Annotated in this window: 13 protein-coding genes; 5 read left to right on the top strand and 8 right to left on the bottom strand. The window is 41.4% G+C overall.

Annotated features, from left to right (window positions below; genetic code table 11):
• Positions 1 to 279: 279 nt before the first annotated feature.
• Together H6G40_RS09565 and aroA are read right to left on the bottom strand one after the other, a co-directional pair.
• Positions 280 to 1,995 carry an ABC transporter ATP-binding protein gene (locus tag H6G40_RS09565; protein ID WP_190537582.1) on the bottom strand — a complete coding sequence of 572 codons (1,716 nt, stop codon included), beginning with the start codon at positions 1,993 to 1,995 and terminating at the stop codon, positions 280 to 282.
• Positions 1,996 to 2,190: 195 nt separating this feature from the next.
• Positions 2,191 to 3,531: a 3-phosphoshikimate 1-carboxyvinyltransferase gene (gene aroA, locus H6G40_RS09570; protein WP_130756970.1), complete on the bottom strand. Its 1,341-nt coding sequence runs from the start codon at positions 3,529 to 3,531 to the stop codon at positions 2,191 to 2,193.
• A gap of 218 nt (positions 3,532 to 3,749) precedes the next feature.
• On the opposite strand from aroA, the gene H6G40_RS09575 reads away from it, so the two are divergent.
• Complete coding sequence (locus H6G40_RS09575; protein WP_190537584.1) at positions 3,750 to 4,292, top strand: peroxiredoxin; 543 nt, start codon at positions 3,750 to 3,752, stop codon at positions 4,290 to 4,292.
• 71 nt (positions 4,293 to 4,363) lie between these two features.
• Here the strand turns inward: H6G40_RS09575 and H6G40_RS09580 are convergent, their stop codons facing one another.
• A complete protein-coding gene (locus tag H6G40_RS09580) occupies positions 4,364 to 4,528 on the bottom strand; it encodes a hypothetical protein (RefSeq protein WP_002791676.1) in 165 nt (54 codons plus the stop codon).
• A gap of 144 nt (positions 4,529 to 4,672) precedes the next feature.
• Between H6G40_RS09580 and H6G40_RS09585 the strand changes: the two genes are divergently transcribed.
• Complete coding sequence (locus tag H6G40_RS09585; RefSeq protein WP_069474169.1) at positions 4,673 to 6,013, top strand: AAA-like domain-containing protein; 1,341 nt, start codon at positions 4,673 to 4,675, stop codon at positions 6,011 to 6,013.
• Between the two features lie 382 nt (positions 6,014 to 6,395).
• On the opposite strand, the gene H6G40_RS09590 is transcribed toward H6G40_RS09585, so the two are convergent.
• Positions 6,396 to 7,490: a WD40 repeat domain-containing protein gene (locus tag H6G40_RS09590; protein WP_002750748.1), complete on the bottom strand. Its 1,095-nt coding sequence runs from the start codon at positions 7,488 to 7,490 to the stop codon at positions 6,396 to 6,398.
• A gap of 419 nt (positions 7,491 to 7,909) precedes the next feature.
• On the opposite strand from H6G40_RS09590, the gene H6G40_RS09595 reads away from it, so the two are divergent.
• Positions 7,910 to 9,040 carry a glycosyltransferase family 4 protein gene (locus tag H6G40_RS09595; protein WP_069474168.1) on the top strand — a complete coding sequence of 377 codons (1,131 nt, stop codon included), beginning with the start codon at positions 7,910 to 7,912 and terminating at the stop codon, positions 9,038 to 9,040.
• 183 nt (positions 9,041 to 9,223) lie between these two features.
• Positions 9,224 to 10,294, top strand: a complete 1,071-nt coding sequence (locus H6G40_RS09600; RefSeq protein WP_069474167.1) for a glycosyltransferase family 4 protein — start codon at positions 9,224 to 9,226, stop codon at positions 10,292 to 10,294.
• Positions 10,295 to 10,413: 119 nt separating this feature from the next.
• On the opposite strand, the gene H6G40_RS09605 is transcribed toward H6G40_RS09600, so the two are convergent.
• Positions 10,414 to 11,367, bottom strand: a complete 954-nt coding sequence (locus tag H6G40_RS09605; RefSeq protein WP_190537586.1) for a DNA-methyltransferase — start codon at positions 11,365 to 11,367, stop codon at positions 10,414 to 10,416.
• Between the two features lie 236 nt (positions 11,368 to 11,603).
• A complete protein-coding gene (locus H6G40_RS09610) occupies positions 11,604 to 12,386 on the bottom strand; it encodes an MBL fold metallo-hydrolase (RefSeq protein WP_069474165.1) in 783 nt (260 codons plus the stop codon).
• A gap of 408 nt (positions 12,387 to 12,794) precedes the next feature.
• Here H6G40_RS09610 and gnd point away from each other — a divergent pair, with 408 nt between their 5' ends.
• A complete protein-coding gene (gene gnd / locus H6G40_RS09615; RefSeq protein ID WP_069474164.1) occupies positions 12,795 to 14,222 on the top strand; it encodes a decarboxylating NADP(+)-dependent phosphogluconate dehydrogenase in 1,428 nt (475 codons plus the stop codon).
• A gap of 137 nt (positions 14,223 to 14,359) precedes the next feature.
• On the opposite strand, the gene H6G40_RS09620 is transcribed toward gnd, so the two are convergent.
• Positions 14,360 to 16,021, bottom strand: coding sequence for a GUN4 domain-containing protein (locus H6G40_RS09620; RefSeq protein ID WP_081330814.1), 1,662 nt, complete (start codon positions 16,019 to 16,021; stop codon positions 14,360 to 14,362).
• A gap of 111 nt (positions 16,022 to 16,132) precedes the next feature.
• On the bottom strand, positions 16,133 to 16,600 hold the full coding sequence (locus H6G40_RS09625; RefSeq protein WP_002738405.1) for a hypothetical protein: 468 nt from the start codon (positions 16,598 to 16,600) through the stop codon (positions 16,133 to 16,135).
• Between the last annotated feature and the right edge of the window lie 14 nt (positions 16,601 to 16,614).

Below are 16,614 nucleotides of genomic sequence, written 5' to 3' on the forward strand. Positions count from 1 at the left end.
GTTACAAATTACATGGGTACATTAAGAAAAGTTAAGGGGCGTATCCATTGATGGATAAGGGTTTTCGGCTATTATAGTATATATGTATGGGGGAAGTTCAGTTATCAATCAAAAAGTACCAGAGATGGGAGTGATCGGGGGGAAAATTCAGGGACTTTTTCCCTGAAAATTAGGTAATTGACCAGGTGAAAATCGGTAAAACCCTACACCCCACACCCCACACCCCACACCCTGTCCCCACGAATAACTTTTTGCCGCAAACCCTAAATAGCCTCAAGGCTAAATCCTCTGAAAACAATCGGCAATTTCCTGGGGAGTTAAAAGAGAATTAGGATAACCAGAAAGTTGTCCTAATTTTTGTGCCAATAAAACTGCTTGGGGTGGAGTTAGATAGGTTTTGGCTAAGAGATCGGTTTGATGATAAGCTTGCCGGATTGGGGCATCTAAAAGGATAGTTCCTTGACCCATGATAATTACTCTTTCGGCGTATTCTGGCATTAAATAGAGGTGATGGGTAATCACAATAACCGTTTTGCCCATCTGGTGTAATTGACGGCTCACCTCTAAAATTGCCTTAGCCCCTTGGTAATCTTGGCCGGTGGTGGGTTCATCAAAGACCACTATACGCGGTTCCATGGCTAAAATTGCCGCAATCACTACCCGCGCTCGATCGCCTTTTGGTAAGGAGAGAGGATGATAGGAGCGATATTCTAGCAATCCCATGGCTTCTAGACTTGCTTCCGTGCGTTGGGTGACGATTTCTGGAGGATAACCGAGATTAGTCAGGGCAAATGATACTTCTTTCTCGACAGTGGTGTTAAAAATCTGATTATCGGGATTTTGGGCTACATAACCGATCGAGCGAGCTAAATCACTGACAGAAAAGCTACCGGTCGAACGTCCGTCAATCATAACTTGACCAGTGGTTGCCGAGAGAAGATTGAGAAAATGCTTGACTAAAGTGCTTTTTCCTGCGCCATTTTGACCGATAATCAGCAGATATTCCCCTTCGGCAATATCGAGGGACACATCCCGCAAAGCGGTAGTACCATCGGGGTAGGTATGGCAGAGATTTTTTACCCTCAGTATGGGGTTTAAGGGGTCAGAAACCGACGATAAGGGAGGGGTTGGGGTGACAAGATGATAAAAGGATTTAAGCTCGTTTAAACGGGCAAAACCGCGGTCTAGGGTGACAGGAATGGACTCAATCGCCCCGATTTTCTGCTCGATCAAGGCAAAAGTAGTGGCCACTTGCGGGGGACGCAGAGCATTTTCCTGTAAAAGTTGTACTTGGGAGTAGATCTCTGCTGGGGTTCCCATGGCTTCGATCGCACCCTCCCTTAATAGTACCAGGCGATCGGCATATTCGGCCATTTCCTCGGCTGCGTGGGAGACCATCACAATGGTGACACCGAGATGGCGATTTAATTCCTTAATGGTGGCGAAAACTTCCTGGGAGCCTACCGGATCCAGTTGGGAGGTGGGTTCATCGAGAATTAACAAAGCGGGCTGAACTGCAAGGGCAGCGGCGATCGCTAATCGTTGTTTTTGTCCTCCTGATAATTCCCCCGGCGATTTTTTTTCCATTCCCTCTAACCGGACTGCCGCTAAAACTTTGGGAATACGCGCTTTAATTTCCTCTCGCGGTAGCCGTAAATTTTCTAAGGTAAAAGCGATTTCATTTTCTATCGAAGTGGCTAAAAGTTGCGTTTCGGGATCTTCAAATACTGCCCCCACATAGCGGGCCAAGGTGCTAACGGGATGGGTTAAAGTGTCTAAACCGGCTACTGTTGCATAACCAAAAAAACGCCCTCCGTAGAATTGGGGGACAATACCGTTAAGAGTTAAACAGAGAGTAGTTTTTCCCGCACCTGTGGGCCCGATAATACCTAAAAATTCGCCTCGATGAATTGCTAAAGAGATATTTTTAAGCACTAGATTGGAGGATTCGGGATAAATATAGGAAACTTTCTCTAATTGGGCGATGATTTCCATTATCGGTGGGGAATAGAAGACGGGAGTGGAGTAGATAGGGAGATATTTTTCAGGGAAATTTGAATGAGGGACGCTTCTATTTTCCGCTATTTCGATCGATGAACTTGATTATCACACAGGTGGCCTACTACTCTGTGATTTATCCCGCAATTTTATCAGTTACCCCTCGCCCGTTCGCATAAAAACTTAATATTTCTACTCTTGACAAATTTGCTGTAAGGTGCTAAAAAAATCGGGGTAGGAAATGCCGGCCGCTTCAGCGCGATGGATAGTGGTGGGTTGACGGGAATTGAGGGCAGCGATCGCTAGACTCATAGCAATGCGATGATCGGTAAAACTGTCCACTTCCGTGCCGAATAGGCCTGTACCGCCGGTAATCTCTAAACCATCGGGTAATTCCGTTACTTTTGCCCCTAGGCGATCGAGTTGGGTGGCCATCACCGTCAGGCGATCGCTTTCCTTCACCCGTAATTCCTCGGCATCCTTGATAATTGTCGTTCCTTGGGCAAAAACCGCCGCTACTGCCAAAATCGGAATTTCATCGATCAGACGGGGTATAATCTCACCAGCGATCGTGGTTGCCTGTAGTTGACTGGATTTCACCCGCAGATCCGCCACCGGTTCCCCCGTCACCACCCGTTGATTTTCGAGGGTGATATCTGCTCCCATTGCCTGTAAAACCTGTAAAACTCCGGTTCTAGTCGGGTTTATTCCCACATTTTCGATTAATAACTCGGAATTAGGCACAATTGCCCCCGCTACCAACCAAAAAGCTGCCGAACTGATATCCCCGGGTACAATCACCGTTTGTCCGGTTAAAGTGGGATAACCCGTCACCGTGACGCTATTAGTCTCCCCATCCACCTCAATATTTGCCCCAAAAGCGCGCAGCATCCGTTCACTGTGATCGCGAGATAAAGCGGGTTCCGTGATTGTGGTTTTCCCCTCCGTTAACAGTCCAGCGAGGAGAAGACAGGATTTCACCTGTGCAGAAGCAACGGGAGAATAGTAGTGGATCGGTTGCAGAGATTCCCCAGAAACGGCTAAAGGAGCCAAAGAATTAGCTTTTCTGCCCCAAATTTGCGCCCCCATTTCTTTGAGGGGTTTCACCACCCTGGACATGGGACGCGATCGCAGGGAAGCATCACCGGTAACGACAAAAAAACGGTCCTGATGACCGGCCAATAATCCTAACATTAAGCGGATCGTCGTGCCGGAATTGCCCGCGTCGAGGATTTCTAAGGGTTCCTCAAGATTGCCTAAACCCCTACCTTTGACGATCACTTTCTCGCTGTTGAGTTGGGAAATTTCCACACCCATGGCACGAAAACAACTAGCGGTACTGCGGGGATCTTCGCCCAATAATAACCCATGAATAACAGTTTCTCCTTCGGCGATCGCTCCTAACATCAGGGAACGATGGGATATGGATTTATCGCCAGGGATAGTGATTTTTCCGCGTAATCCCGTGATTTTGGCTGGATCGATGACTAAATCTTGATGGGATTGAAGGGGGTTAAGGGTGACAATAGACATGATCGTTAGGCAGATGAAGACAAGCTCGATCTATTTTCCCCCTTTACCTCGCCCTTTCCTTGTCAAGTTATGTAAAGAATATTAAGCTAGAGTGACAGTTGATTTTCCCAGTGTGACAGGAACGAGGGAAAGGACACAAAGATCGATCGCTCCCGTATTAGGTTAAACTTATCACACCAAGAAACTGATAACTGATAACTGATAACTGATAACTGATTATGTCTCGTCGTCAACTGTTGAGTTTTTTAATTGCAGTAATTTTGGCATTTTTTGCCTTTATTCCCGATGCTAACGCTTTAGGTGGCCCCCAACCCCCTTTAAATCAACCGGCACCCGATTTTAGCCTACCGACTAACACGGGAGAAGGGAATATTTCCCTATCGGATTATCGGGGTAAGTGGGTAGTTTTGTATTTTTATCCCAAGGATTTTACCCCCGGCTGTACCCTAGAAGCGCGGCGTTTTCAGCAGGATTTGCCGAAATATATGGCTAAAAATACGCAAGTTTTAGGGGTAAGTGCCGATGATGTCGATTCTCATGCGGAATTTTGTGACTCGGAGGGTTTAAAATTTCCCTTACTGGCAGATACTACCGGAGATGTTAGTAAAGCCTATGGTTCTTGGATGGGTTATGTTTCCCTGCGTCATACCTATCTTATCGATCCGCAGGGGATTTTAAAAGAGATTTATTTAGGGGTAAATCCTGCCATTCACAGTGCCGAAGTTTTAGCGCGTTTAGAGGAATTACAGGCGAGTTCATAAAAAAAATCCCGACCACGATTTTTTTATCGGTGGGGGATATAGATTAACAACCTTAACCGAGATAATCAGGACTAATTGCAATTATCGTCCTTATCACCCTTACAGTCACGGTTTTGTAAAATTAGCGGCCAAGAGGAACGGTCAAAATGGTTATCCTGACTATTAACCGCTAAAGTGTGAGGAATTGAACCTAACAGCAAGGAGGCCACAACAAAAAAGGTTAACGAGATTTTCATGGTTTTACTCCCTTAGACACCATCAGGTAATTGACCTACTTTTACCATAAGGCCTTCCTTCTCGGATGTCAGTCCCATTGCCAAGAGGGAAAAAGGGGTTAACATGGAAAAAAAGGGAATATAAGTAGAATAAAGTAGAACGGGATGAAACCACAGGGATGGGACGAGTTTCTCAAACATCTAGCTAGAGAATACGGTGTTCAAGGCAAATTAAAGGAGATTTTTTTAGTTCGTTTTGCCTACGAAAATTGGCGCAAACCGGATGAGGAAATTTGGGAAATGGCTGAGGCTGCCAGCCATGAAACCTATAAAAAACAAATGACTAAAATCTATAGCTATTTCTCGGCAGATAAAGATAATGGCTGTCCCGAACTAGAATTAGGTAGTAAAGGGCCGGGTAAGTTCCAAATCCTCCGAGAATGGTTCAAAGATATCAAATATCCTCAATGGAAAAATCACCCCACCCCGATACTAGCAGAAAAATCAGTTATAGATACTTATATTAGCCGCCCTCCCGTCGAAAGCGACTGTTATCAAGAAATTAATCGTCCAGGGTCACTCATTCGCATTAAATCCCCTGAAAAGACCGGTAAAACTTCTCTGCTTAAACATCTGCTCGCTCAGGCAGATAGTTGGGGACATAGCACAGTTTATATCAATTGTCAAGTGGCAGAAAAGGCGATGTTTGCCAGTTTAGACCGATTTTGTCGCTGGTTTTCGGCCAATGTTAGCCGAGAATTGGGTTTAAAGCCTCAATTAGATGAATATTGGGATGAGGAACTATTTGGCAGTTTAATCAGTTGTCAAACCTATTTTCAGTCCTATCTTTTGGAACAGATTAACGGGCCGCTCTTTTTGGCCCTAGATAATTTAGACAGAATTTTCGAGTATCCCGACATCGCTAGGGATTTTCTGCCGCTTTTGCGCTGTTGGCACGAAGAGGCTAATAATTTAGAAATCTGGCAGAATTTGCGGTTAGCGATTGCTAATTCCACGGAAATCTATATTCAATTGGACGCTAATCAATCTCCCTTTAATGTCGGTCGCGCGATTAAATTACCCGGTTTTAGCCTCGAACAACTGGAAAACTTGGCTAGTAGCTACGGATTGCCTAAAAATGAAGATAATCAGCGTTTTCTTAGCGATTTAATTGCTCTAGTCGCTGGTCATCCCTATCTTAGCCGTTTGGCCCTGGAAGCGCGGGTGCGCGGGGAAAAAAATATTCTCCCTAATGCTGCTACCCAAGGGGGAATTTATGCGGCACACCTGCGTCATCACTGGGATAGTCTGCAAAAACAGCCGGAATTATTGACAGCGATGGGGGAAGTGGTTAATTCTTCCGATAAGGGAGCGCGATTAGAACCGATTACTGCCTATAAACTGGAAAGTATGGGTTTAATTCAGTTAAAAGGCGATCTAGCCCAGCCTAGCTGTCAATTATATCAGCTTTACTTCCGAGAGGAACAGACCGGCAGCGATCTCTAGTAGATAATTATACTAAATCCGTTGAGTACAGGCTACATATCAGGACAGGCACTCATGCAAAGGGGAATAAATAATCAGTTTTTAATAACCGGATTTAGTATCACATTTGCAGAAATATCGACAATCAGCAATTATCAGTGACTCTTAAATTATTACAAATATATCAGCAGCCGCGTGTAAGCATCCCACCGAAAAGCTCATGCGCAGGGGGTTCGGGGGAGGCGCTTCGTCCCCCGACGGGGGGTTTGGGGGGTAGAACCCCCCAAAAGCTTGGATTGAGTAATAAAATCGGAAGTAACGATCAATTTTGGCAGATAGTTTCCCTTTAAAAATTCCAACTTAGTAGATTTACAAAAATGAGATGCACCCGCTCAAAGATTGCTCAACTTGCTAAAGATTGTAGTTCGGAAGTGCCATAAACTCTCACGATTTTATCTTGGCAGGCCGTGGCGATATAATTACCATCGGGACTAAAACAAACGGAATAGATTTTCTGGGGATGGGGAATAGAAATAATCGCTTTTCCTGCTTTTAAATCCCATAATTTTAAGCTTTTATCATCACCACCACTGGCTAATAGTTGATTATTAGGACTAACACTAACTGAATTGATATGATCACTATGTTCGCTGAGAGTTTTTACCTCTGTACCTCTTTTAATATCCCAGATTTTAATAGTTTTGTCTTTGCTGCCACTGGCTAAAAATTTGTTATTACTGCCGAAATCTACCGATAAAATACCTCCAAACCAATCGGAATGACCTTTTAAGGTAATACTGCTCTTTTCTCCCAGATTCCAAATAATTACCGTTTTGTCATTTTCGCCGCCACCACTGGCTAAAAGTTGACCATTTTGACTAAATTTAACTGTTAGGACTTTATCGCTATGACCTTGTAAAGTGGCTAGAATTTCTCCAGTTTTTACTGACCATATTTTCACCGTTTTATCTTCACTACCACTAGCAATAATTTCCCCATCGGGATGAACAGCTACTGCTGTAACTTTGTCTTGGTGTCCTGTTAAGGTAGAGATTAATTTTTTAGTTTCTAGTGACCAAATTCTTAGGGTTTGATCATCTCCTCCACTGACCAAAAATCCTTGACAGGGACTAAAAGCAACAGAGTTGATTCTTTTATGTCTATGTCTTGGAAATATATCATCAATCTCCAAAACCTTTACTTGAGGTGGTTTTGAGAACATATCATTAATTTTAGGTATAGCGATTCCACCCTTATTTCCAAATATATTGCTAATCCCCTCCTCTAGATCTCCAAATATTTTATTGATATCATCTTCAAAAACTTCATCAATTTTTTTAGTTAAAGAAAACTTCTGATTTTTTCTCCATTCCCAGATTAGAATATTCCCATCATCTCCGGCACTAGCCAAAAGTTTACCATCTTGGGAAAAAGTTAGACATTTAACCTCACCTTCATGGCCTTCTAAGAATTTAAAAGATACTAAGCGATTAAACATAGTGAAAACATTAGTTAATCAAGATTTTTCGGCATTACCCGATCTTGCTTGTTCTGTAGGGGACTAAGCCATCCCTGAGATAACTTTTGAGAAATCTCCGATCACCACAAGTACGAGGAAGCCATTCTTCCATGATTATAACTAATTACAGTGTTTTTCGTCAAGGAGATTCATAGCTGATAAGTACCCGTTGACAATCCTAGTCGTAGGGTGGGACAATAATCGAAAAAATTGCCCGATAAATTAAGTATTGACCGTAACCTAGCCCAAAAAGGCTGCTATTTAGGGGTGCTATAGGGTAAGATTAACTATTAGGGTGGAGTTTATTGCCGATTTTAATCTTGTCCTAAGCGAGCAAAATTGACAATTGAATCTGTAATTTTTAAAATATCTATCCCGTCAATCTCATCTAACCACAAATGCTTAAAATTTTAGTTGATGGTACACCGATAAGACAAAATCCTAGTGGAATTGGATTATATGCTTATCACCTGATTGCCGAATTAGCTAAATTACAAAACCAAGAAAACTTTTCCCTGTCCCTCTGTTTTCAACCATCGGTAAAAAACTGGCTGCGGGGTAATCTTTCTATTCCCGAAAAACTGCAATCCTATCCAGAGGTTAAATGTTTACCAATTCCCGTCAGTCTTAGCAATATCTTAACGAGATTTCCTAATCCTCTAATTCCCTATCTAGAAAACTTTCTTGATTCTCCCGATATTCTCCACGGATTGGATCATGTGGTGTATCCTTGTCGTCAGAGTCGCAAAGTTATGACTATTCATGATGTTACTTTTATTAAATATCCTGAGTTTGTCACGGGGATTGTCAAAACCTACACCCAACGCATTAAACAATCTCTACAATGGACAGATTTAGTTATTGCTAACTCCGCAAGTACCAAACGAGATATTATTGAATATTTAGATGTGAACCCAGAGAAAATTTTTGTTACTCCCCTCGCAAGTCGTTATTCTTCCCTCCCCAATCCTCCCTCATCTCTAACTATCACTAAACCCTATTTACTCTTTGTTAGTACCCTAGAACCACGAAAAAATATTATTAATCTTATCGATGCTTTTAACTATCTTAAGGACAGGTATAAATTAGACCATAATCTGATTCTGATTGGCAAAAAAGGATGGAAGTATGAACCAATTTTTGAGAAAATATCTCAGTCTCCCTTTCGAGATAGTATCCAACATCTTGATTATCTTACCGATGACTTAGTTGCGGATTATTATCAAAAAGCCGATGTTTTTGTCTATCCTTCCTTTTATGAAGGTTTTGGATTACCAGTTTTAGAAGCGATGACTTTAGGTTGTCCCGTGGTAACTGCTAATACTGCATCCTTACCCGAAGTCACCGGAGACTCGGCAATATTAATTAATCCCGATAATCCCCTAGAAATTGCCGCAGCAATCTATCAAGTTATTAGTGATACCTCTCTCCGTCAAGAATTAATCACTAAAGGAAAAAAACAAGCGGCAAAATTCTCTTGGCAAAAAACCGCACAAGCTACTATAAAAGCTTATCTTTCTCTTTTATAATAAGTAAGTAGTTATAATTAAATTGAAGATGGATCCCCCCTTAATCCCCCCTTGATAAGGGGGGTGCTGATCCCCCCTTAATCTTCCCTTGATAAGGGGGGTGCTGATCACCCCTTAATCTTCCCTTGATAAGGGTGGTGTCTGACAACTTTTAACACCTACCTGCTTAACTAGCTAATATCTATGAATAAAAACCATCAATTATTAATCAATCTCGCTTTTTTAGGTACTAAATATACTGGATTGACTACCTATACTAAAAATCTCATTCCTCAATTAGCTAACTTAAATCCTACCCTAATCACTTCTAATAGTTACCCAGATTTTAACACCTATCCTGTGTCGGCAAACCTCACCCAAGAGCAGGGAACCAAAGACAATATTAGGCGCTTAATTTGGACAGAAACCCAACTCTATCAAACCTATCAACAATTGAAATCCTCTCTGCTATTTACCCCTATTCCAGAAGCACCTATTTATCGAAATTGCCGCTATATTGTCACAGTTCATGATTTAATTCCCCTGCGATTTCCGAAATTTTCTCCCCTAACTTTTTATAATAAATACTATTTACCTCAAGTCCTGAAAAAAGCCACACATATTATCGCTGTTTCCCAAGCAACTGCCGCCGATATTAATAAGTTTTTTAACATACCTCTTGACAAAATAACCGTGATTCTTTCTGGATATGATTCTCATAATTTTCGTCCGCTAAATCTGGCGACTCGTCCCTATTTTCTCTATCTTGGTCGTTATGATCCTCATAAAAATCTCGGTCGTTTAATTACTGCTTTTTCCCAAATCGATCCCGAATATCAATTATTAATTGTCGGTCAATTTGACCCCCGTTTTACCCCTGCTCTACAGCAACAGGTAGAAGCATTATCAATCTCTCAACGGGTGCAATTTTTAAACTATGTTTCTTATGAAGAATTGCCGCAACTTTTAAACCAAGCAACTGCTTTAGTTTATCCTTCCCTTTGGGAAGGTTTCGGATTACCTGTACTAGAAGCGATCGCCTGTGGAACTCCTGTGATTACTTCTAATCTTTCCTCTCTCCCGGAAGTCACAGGAGATGCGGCAATTTTAATTAATCCCTATAGTATCGATGAGATGAGAGAGGCAATGCAGCAAATCGCTACTGATGAACAATTACGCCTAAAATTAAAGTCCCTCAGTCGTCAACGCGCCGAGCTTTTTAGTTGGGAAAAAACGGGACAAGAAACCGCCACAATTCTGCAAAGTTTTCTCTAAAAATGGTGACAAAAAAACTTATCGATTATTGCAGGATGGCTTAGACGGCACTAAGCATTAAAACCCAAGTATATGAAAGCAAAAACCTGTAATCTGCTGGGGAGATTCAGTGTTAATTCCTATATATTATTGTGCCATTCTTCGGGAATTTGAGCAACTTTTTCCTTACCATTAGGCTGATGAATAGGTTTTCCTAAAGGACGAATTTTGAGATTTCCTTGCAAATAAGCGGCGATTCTTTCCTTGGCAATTTTCACATATTCTGCTTCTTTTTCACTCCCCATCACTCGACGATTGTGCATAATACTAGCAATCAGAGAAGTTCCAACCCCAGCAAAGGGATCAAAAACCCAATCCCCCTCATTTGTCAAGGCTAAAACACATCTTTCTACTAATTCGATCGGATATTGACAAGGATGGATAGTTTTCTCTGGATGATTAGATTTAACGTTAGGAATATCCCATAGTAACTCATCCCATTCTTGTGCTAAAAACTCCCAAACATCGCTGGGATTTTTTCCTAAAGGATTACCAGAGGGTTTACCGATATTTTTACCTTTAAAATGGCGCTTACCAGGGTATTTAGCGGGGATTCTCACTGGATCAAGATTAAAGATATATTTATCGGTTTTTGTCAACCACAAAATAGTTTCATACCTGCCAGAAAATCTTTTAGAGGTATGTAATCCATGGCCAAAATGCCAGACAATTCTATTTCTTAAAAAGAAACCCATTTGTTTAAATAGCTGATAATAAAAAATATCTAAAGGATAAACTTCTCCCTCTTGAACGAAATTTCCCACCTGCCAGCAAATACTGCCATTATCTTGCAAGATTCTAGAGAATTCTCGCATAATTTTGGTTTGGGTTTCCAGATAAGTATCCAAAGAGATTTTTTTTTCGTAGTCTTTTCCTAAATTGTAGGGAGGAGAAGTAATAATCAAGCTCACAGAATTATCTGGTATAGTCTTGATAAAATTATTGCTATCTCCTTGATAAAGAATTATTTCGGCATCAGGTTGATAAAAGTCTCGCACTGATTTTGACTGAGAAAATAAGGGCAATTGATTCATAGAAAATTTAGCAGAGAAGAGCCACTTTTAATTAGGGTTTGCTGAAAAAGTTTTTCCTGGGGGCAGGGTGTGGGGTGTGGGGTTTTACCCATTTTACATCCAATATTCAAGAGAGCCAGTTTTTTAAAACAATTAATGTTATCTGTAGCCAGCAAAGATATAACAAAAATTCTACTTTTTTAGATAAAAATCGGGAAGAAAGTTTTGACTTTTTTCTATTCTTCCCTTAACTTAGATTAGCTCAAACCAGAAACGCACTCGCCTAATTCCACTGTAAAAGGTTGCCAAGGACGAGGATCAATTACTTTTGTCGGTAAATCATGGGATGTTAATAATTCTTGAAAAGATTCGGGACTACCCTCCGCACTTAACACCGCCATTAATAATCCTTTAAACTCGATATCACCACCGGCAGCCGTAGAAATAATATATTCGGGCTGCAAGCGTTGACAGACTGCCAAGGCGCTTTCTTGTCCTTTGATTACCGGTCCGAGGAAAGGTATTTTTAAGTCAATCAAAGGAGTGATAATAACATCAATTTTACCGAGAGAATCGAGGCTAGGAGAATGATAACCGTGGGGTTCGTAGTAGATACTCTGATTTGTCGCTAATTCCTTGATAACATAACCATTTTCCACCAGAGTCGGCCCGACTGGAGAACCGGGGACAGCAGTAATTTTGATCGCATTGTCAAAGATATAACTAGAGCCGTGGGTTAAAGAAATGCGATGGGTATAATTAAGCGCTCGAACGACTTTTTCGGCATTTGGAGAAGCTACCACGGGAATTTGGCGATCGAGTACCTGTAAAGTGGGAGGATGAGCGTGATCTTCCAAACCTTGGGAGAGAAGAATCAGATCGATATTTTCGGGAATGGCATGATTAGCGGTTTTTTTGCCCTCAAATAGCCAAGTTAAATTACCAAAAGTCAGGGAACCTACCAACCAAGGATCGAGAAGCAGGCGTTTTGCCCCGATTTCGATTAACCAAGAATTACTATCAAGCCAAGTTAACTGCATATAAGCCGAGGAATAATGGGGATTTTCTTAATTTAATTTAACATTAGCATTAACTTTTCTGCGCTTGGGGGTTTTTCAGTCATCAGTGAAAACACAGCACTGTTAATGCCATTTATAGCAGTTATCTTAATGGTGAGGTAGGAAGTCTCTGGTTTTAGGGAACGGGCAACAGTAGCCAGTCGTCAGGGGGTGATACCAAATTAGGTTACACTTCATCTTGAGGAGAAACGCTGTCACACTCCTCACTCAATGCCGGTCACTGAAAACCCAAATCTGATCACTGATTACTGATTACTGATTACTGATCACTGATTAGTCAAGGCTTAAGAAATAGGGAAAGTTTAGCTATCTTAGGGAAAGTAGGCGCTAAAAGGGGAAGAAGAACGCATCAGCCGAGACTGAATTTCTATGACTAAACGTACCTTCGGTGTTATCGGACTAGCTGTCATGGGAGAAAATCTCGCTCTCAATGTGGAGAGTCGGGGTTTTCCCATCGCTGTTTACAATCGCACCGCCAGCAAAACTCAAGAATTTATGGAAACTCGCGCCGTCGGCAAAGATGTCAAGGCGGCCTATAGTTTAGAAGAATTCGTCCAAATTTTAGAGCGTCCCCGCAAAATTCTGGTCATGGTCAAAGCTGGCCCGCCGGTGGATGCCGTGATCGAACAATTAAAACCCCTTCTCGAAGAAGGGGATATGATTATCGATGGCGGTAACTCCCTCTACGAGGACACGGAAAGACGCACCCGGGACCTAGAATCGACCACTAAACTGGGTTTTGTCGGTATGGGGGTCAGTGGTGGCGAAGAAGGCGCTCTGCACGGTCCTTCCCTGATGCCGGGGGGTACAGAGTTCGCCTATCGGGAATTAGAGCCGATTTTAACCAAAATTGCCGCCCAAGTTGATGATGGTCCCTGTGTCACTTATGTGGGGGCCGGGGGGGCAGGCCATTATGTGAAAATGGTTCACAATGGCATCGAGTACGGCGATATGCAGTTAATTGCGGAAGCCTACGATGTGCTGAAAAATGGTCTAGGACTAAGCAATCAGCAGTTACAGGAAACTTTCGCCGAGTGGAACCGCACCGATGAGCTTAATTCTTATTTAATTGAAATTACCGCCGATATCTTTAAGTGTGTTGACCCAGAAACCGGTCATCATCTGGTAGATTTAATCTTGGATTCGGCGGGACAAAAGGGAACCGGACGCTGGACTGTGTTAAGTTCCTTAGAGTTGGGGGTGCCAATTCCGACCATTTATGCTGCGGTTAATGCTCGCGTGATGTCCGCTTATAAGGATGAACGGGTGGCAGCCGCAAAAGAGTTACCCGGACCTGGGGAAACCTATCCGGGGGATGCGGCACTATTTGTGGATAAGGTGCGTGATGCTCTTTACTGCTCGAAAATGTGTTCCTATGCCCAAGGTATGGCTTTAATCGCTAAAGCTTCTCAGGAGTTTAACTATAATATCAGTCTGCCGGAATCGGCCCGGATATGGAAGGGCGGCTGTATTATTCGGGCCAGTTTCTTGGATAAAATTCGCAAGGCTTTTGCGGAAAATCCGGGCCTGCCGAATTTGTTGTTAGCGCCGGAATTTAAGCAAAGTATCCTTGATCGCCAAGAAGCATGGCGTGAGGTGTTAGTCTTGGCTAATAAGTTGGGGATTCCCGTCCCGGCTTTTAGTTCTTCTTTGGACTATTTTGATAGTTATCGTCGGGCCAATTTACCGCAAAATCTCACCCAAGCACAACGGGATTATTTTGGCGCTCATACCTATGAACGTACCGATAAACCCAGAGGTGAGTTTTTCCATACGGAATGGATGACTGAATCCTAAAGCTATCTAATATTTTCTCCCCTTTTTATTTCCAGTAAAAAGGGGAGATTTTTTTGCGATATTTTTCTGATTAAGAGTTAACTATCGGTCAAGAAATTGGTAGGGATACCAAATCAGTTTTTAATGGGATAATGGCTTTAAAAGTCAGACAGAGGAATAATTCCACAGGCTTGAATTTTGCTGAAAACGAGGTGAAGTTGCCACAATAACCAATTGCCAACTCTCCAGAAAGCCACGGAGTTTTGATGATCAGAAACCTCGGCAGATGGATCACCAAGATTTTCCTCAAAAATCAACCAATGAACCGGTAAATGACCGAGGGGAGAATTCGGCTCTAATTGAAAGTTTAGTTGCTCATAATTGAGCCATTTACCTTCCTTCCGCCAACCTAGGCGATCGCCAAGTTTCTTTTGGGTTTCATAATCCACTAAACCACCGAGACTAGAGAAAATGGCCTGCTGAATACTAAACCCGAAATGACCATTACTATAATGCAGCCAAAGTTGATCAATTTTTTTCAGTTCCGAACAAGGTAATTGAGCAATATCTTGAGGATAAACCTCATTCCAGTAGGTTCTACCCAAAATTTTTAATAGTAGTTTGGTTGTTTGGCGATCAGCCGCTTGCCACTGTTGCTTTATTAGCAAATCTTGTAATTGATTATAATCAAGATCGGCCGATTCTTGAGTTAAGATATTTGGGGAAGTCGGGGGATTTTTAGAACTAGAAGATTTGTCAAGATTGTTTTGAGTGAATTGAGAGACAACTATTGCTAGGGGAGTTTTTGGGATAGCGTCTTTTTGACAAGCCTCTTGTTCTGCTAAATGATCAGATAATTTATTGATGGTTTTTTCTAGGGAAATGAATTGTGCTGACCATTCACTTTCATTGAATAAGTAATCATTAAATTGATCAGAGGAAAAAGCCTCTTTTAACCTTGCTTCTTTCTCGTAACCAGTCGCTAGAAAATTTAGCAAAAACTCAGAACTTATGCTGGAATCTGACGTTTCTAAGAGATCAGGCTGAGGTTGAAAAATATTGTCTACCAAATACTTAATTTCTCCAACCGTTGCATAAAATTCTTCGTCCACCTTAATGACTTCTTCTATTAATAATTGAAAAGGAGCAAAATAGTCCTGTAGGTAGTTTTCAAAATTAATCGCATTTTGGGCAAGATCAGCAATTTCTTGGCGAACTCGTTGAGATTTGAGTTGATAATGATTTAATTCCTCATAAATTTTGAGTTCTTGAATAATTGCTTGCACAATTTTTTTCTGCTTTTGAGTATCCTCGGCTAATTTCTGAACTCCTTCCCCTAGTAATTTAGTTTTTCTCAACATCAAAAAAGATGTTTTTCCCAGTAGCAAAATTGCCCGAAAATTTTCCTGTTTTTCTAGCTTGAGTTGATTGAGAATATTTTGATTATTATTATTTTTAATCTCTAACTTTATTCTCTCGTAGTCTAAGATTTTTAATTCTTGATATTTTTGGGAAAATAAAATTTTGAGATTGTCACTGAGTTGGAGTAAAAAACGATAATATCCGTCTTGATAGATTTCTAGCCCGTTAATTAATAAATTATAGTCTTTAATTAATAACTGAGTCTCAATCAAGATTTCTTGTTGAGTAATTTTTTCTTTTCGTTTAATAATCTTACCAAAATAGTAATGGTAGCGAACTCCTTCTTGAATTAATTTCCGACGTTCCTTGATGATTTTCTGAAAATTCTTTAAGTATCTATTTTTAAAAACAGGAATTTGATAGCTTTGCTCATAAATGGCAATTTTTTTATAGGTCATCAGATGTGGAGAGTTCCTATTTAGCATAGCTATCTTAGACCAAAAAATTCCTCAGTACTTAGCAATAATCATCCGCTGCTCCCAGCTATTACAAGAGGGAGCAATACCTAATTAAACATTCTCAACTTCAACAACAACTGGTTCATTTTCAACAACTGGTTCATTTTCAACAACTGGTTCATTTTCAATAACTGGTTCCTTTTCAATAACAACTGTTTGAGGACTTTCAGGAGTTGGCTCAGTTACCGTTTCTTGCTGCTTTACTGTCTGTTCTTGATGGTCAGTCAAGTGTTTTTTGGTTTTTAATTTCAGGTCATCAGTCAGAGGTAAAGCATCAATTTCAGCCAAAAGTGTTTCCAGGGATTCTTTTTTACTTCGCTCAGTGTAAAAAGCATTCAGAACCGCTTCAATTCCGTACTGAGCGATCGCATCTCCTAGGACAGTAACCAACCCCATCGCTCCAATACCCATAAAAACTACAAAGGGTTGTCCGAGGGTTAGAATTAGCACGATGACAGCAATAACAGCCGAAGCTAAATAAGCACCTGCCACTTTTTTGATAATGTTATCGAGTTCCATAAAAATCACCTCAA

The organism is Microcystis viridis FACHB-1342 (assembly GCF_014698335.1).
Classification (GTDB): Bacteria; Cyanobacteriota; Cyanobacteriia; order Cyanobacteriales; family Microcystaceae; genus Microcystis; species Microcystis ichthyoblabe_A.

What these genes read in the sequence shown, in the direction of transcription:
- H6G40_RS09565 (WP_190537582.1), bottom strand. Translation starts at nt 1,995, where the DNA reads ATGGAAATCATCGCCCAATTAGAGAAAGTTTCCTATATTTATCCCGAA.
- aroA (WP_130756970.1), bottom strand. Translation starts at nt 3,531, where the DNA reads ATGTCTATTGTCACCCTTAACCCCCTTCAATCCCATCAAGATTTAGTC.
- H6G40_RS09575 (WP_190537584.1), top strand. Translation starts at nt 3,750, where the DNA reads ATGTCTCGTCGTCAACTGTTGAGTTTTTTAATTGCAGTAATTTTGGCA.
- H6G40_RS09580 (WP_002791676.1), bottom strand. Translation starts at nt 4,528, where the DNA reads ATGAAAATCTCGTTAACCTTTTTTGTTGTGGCCTCCTTGCTGTTAGGT.
- H6G40_RS09585 (WP_069474169.1), top strand. Translation starts at nt 4,673, where the DNA reads ATGAAACCACAGGGATGGGACGAGTTTCTCAAACATCTAGCTAGAGAA.
- H6G40_RS09590 (WP_002750748.1), bottom strand. Translation starts at nt 7,490, where the DNA reads ATGTTTAATCGCTTAGTATCTTTTAAATTCTTAGAAGGCCATGAAGGT.
- H6G40_RS09595 (WP_069474168.1), top strand. Translation starts at nt 7,910, where the DNA reads ATGCTTAAAATTTTAGTTGATGGTACACCGATAAGACAAAATCCTAGT.
- H6G40_RS09600 (WP_069474167.1), top strand. Translation starts at nt 9,224, where the DNA reads ATGAATAAAAACCATCAATTATTAATCAATCTCGCTTTTTTAGGTACT.
- H6G40_RS09605 (WP_190537586.1), bottom strand. Translation starts at nt 11,367, where the DNA reads ATGAATCAATTGCCCTTATTTTCTCAGTCAAAATCAGTGCGAGACTTT.
- H6G40_RS09610 (WP_069474165.1), bottom strand. Translation starts at nt 12,386, where the DNA reads ATGCAGTTAACTTGGCTTGATAGTAATTCTTGGTTAATCGAAATCGGG.
- gnd (WP_069474164.1), top strand. Translation starts at nt 12,795, where the DNA reads ATGACTAAACGTACCTTCGGTGTTATCGGACTAGCTGTCATGGGAGAA.
- H6G40_RS09620 (WP_081330814.1), bottom strand. Translation starts at nt 16,021, where the DNA reads ATGACCTATAAAAAAATTGCCATTTATGAGCAAAGCTATCAAATTCCT.
- H6G40_RS09625 (WP_002738405.1), bottom strand. Translation starts at nt 16,600, where the DNA reads ATGGAACTCGATAACATTATCAAAAAAGTGGCAGGTGCTTATTTAGCT.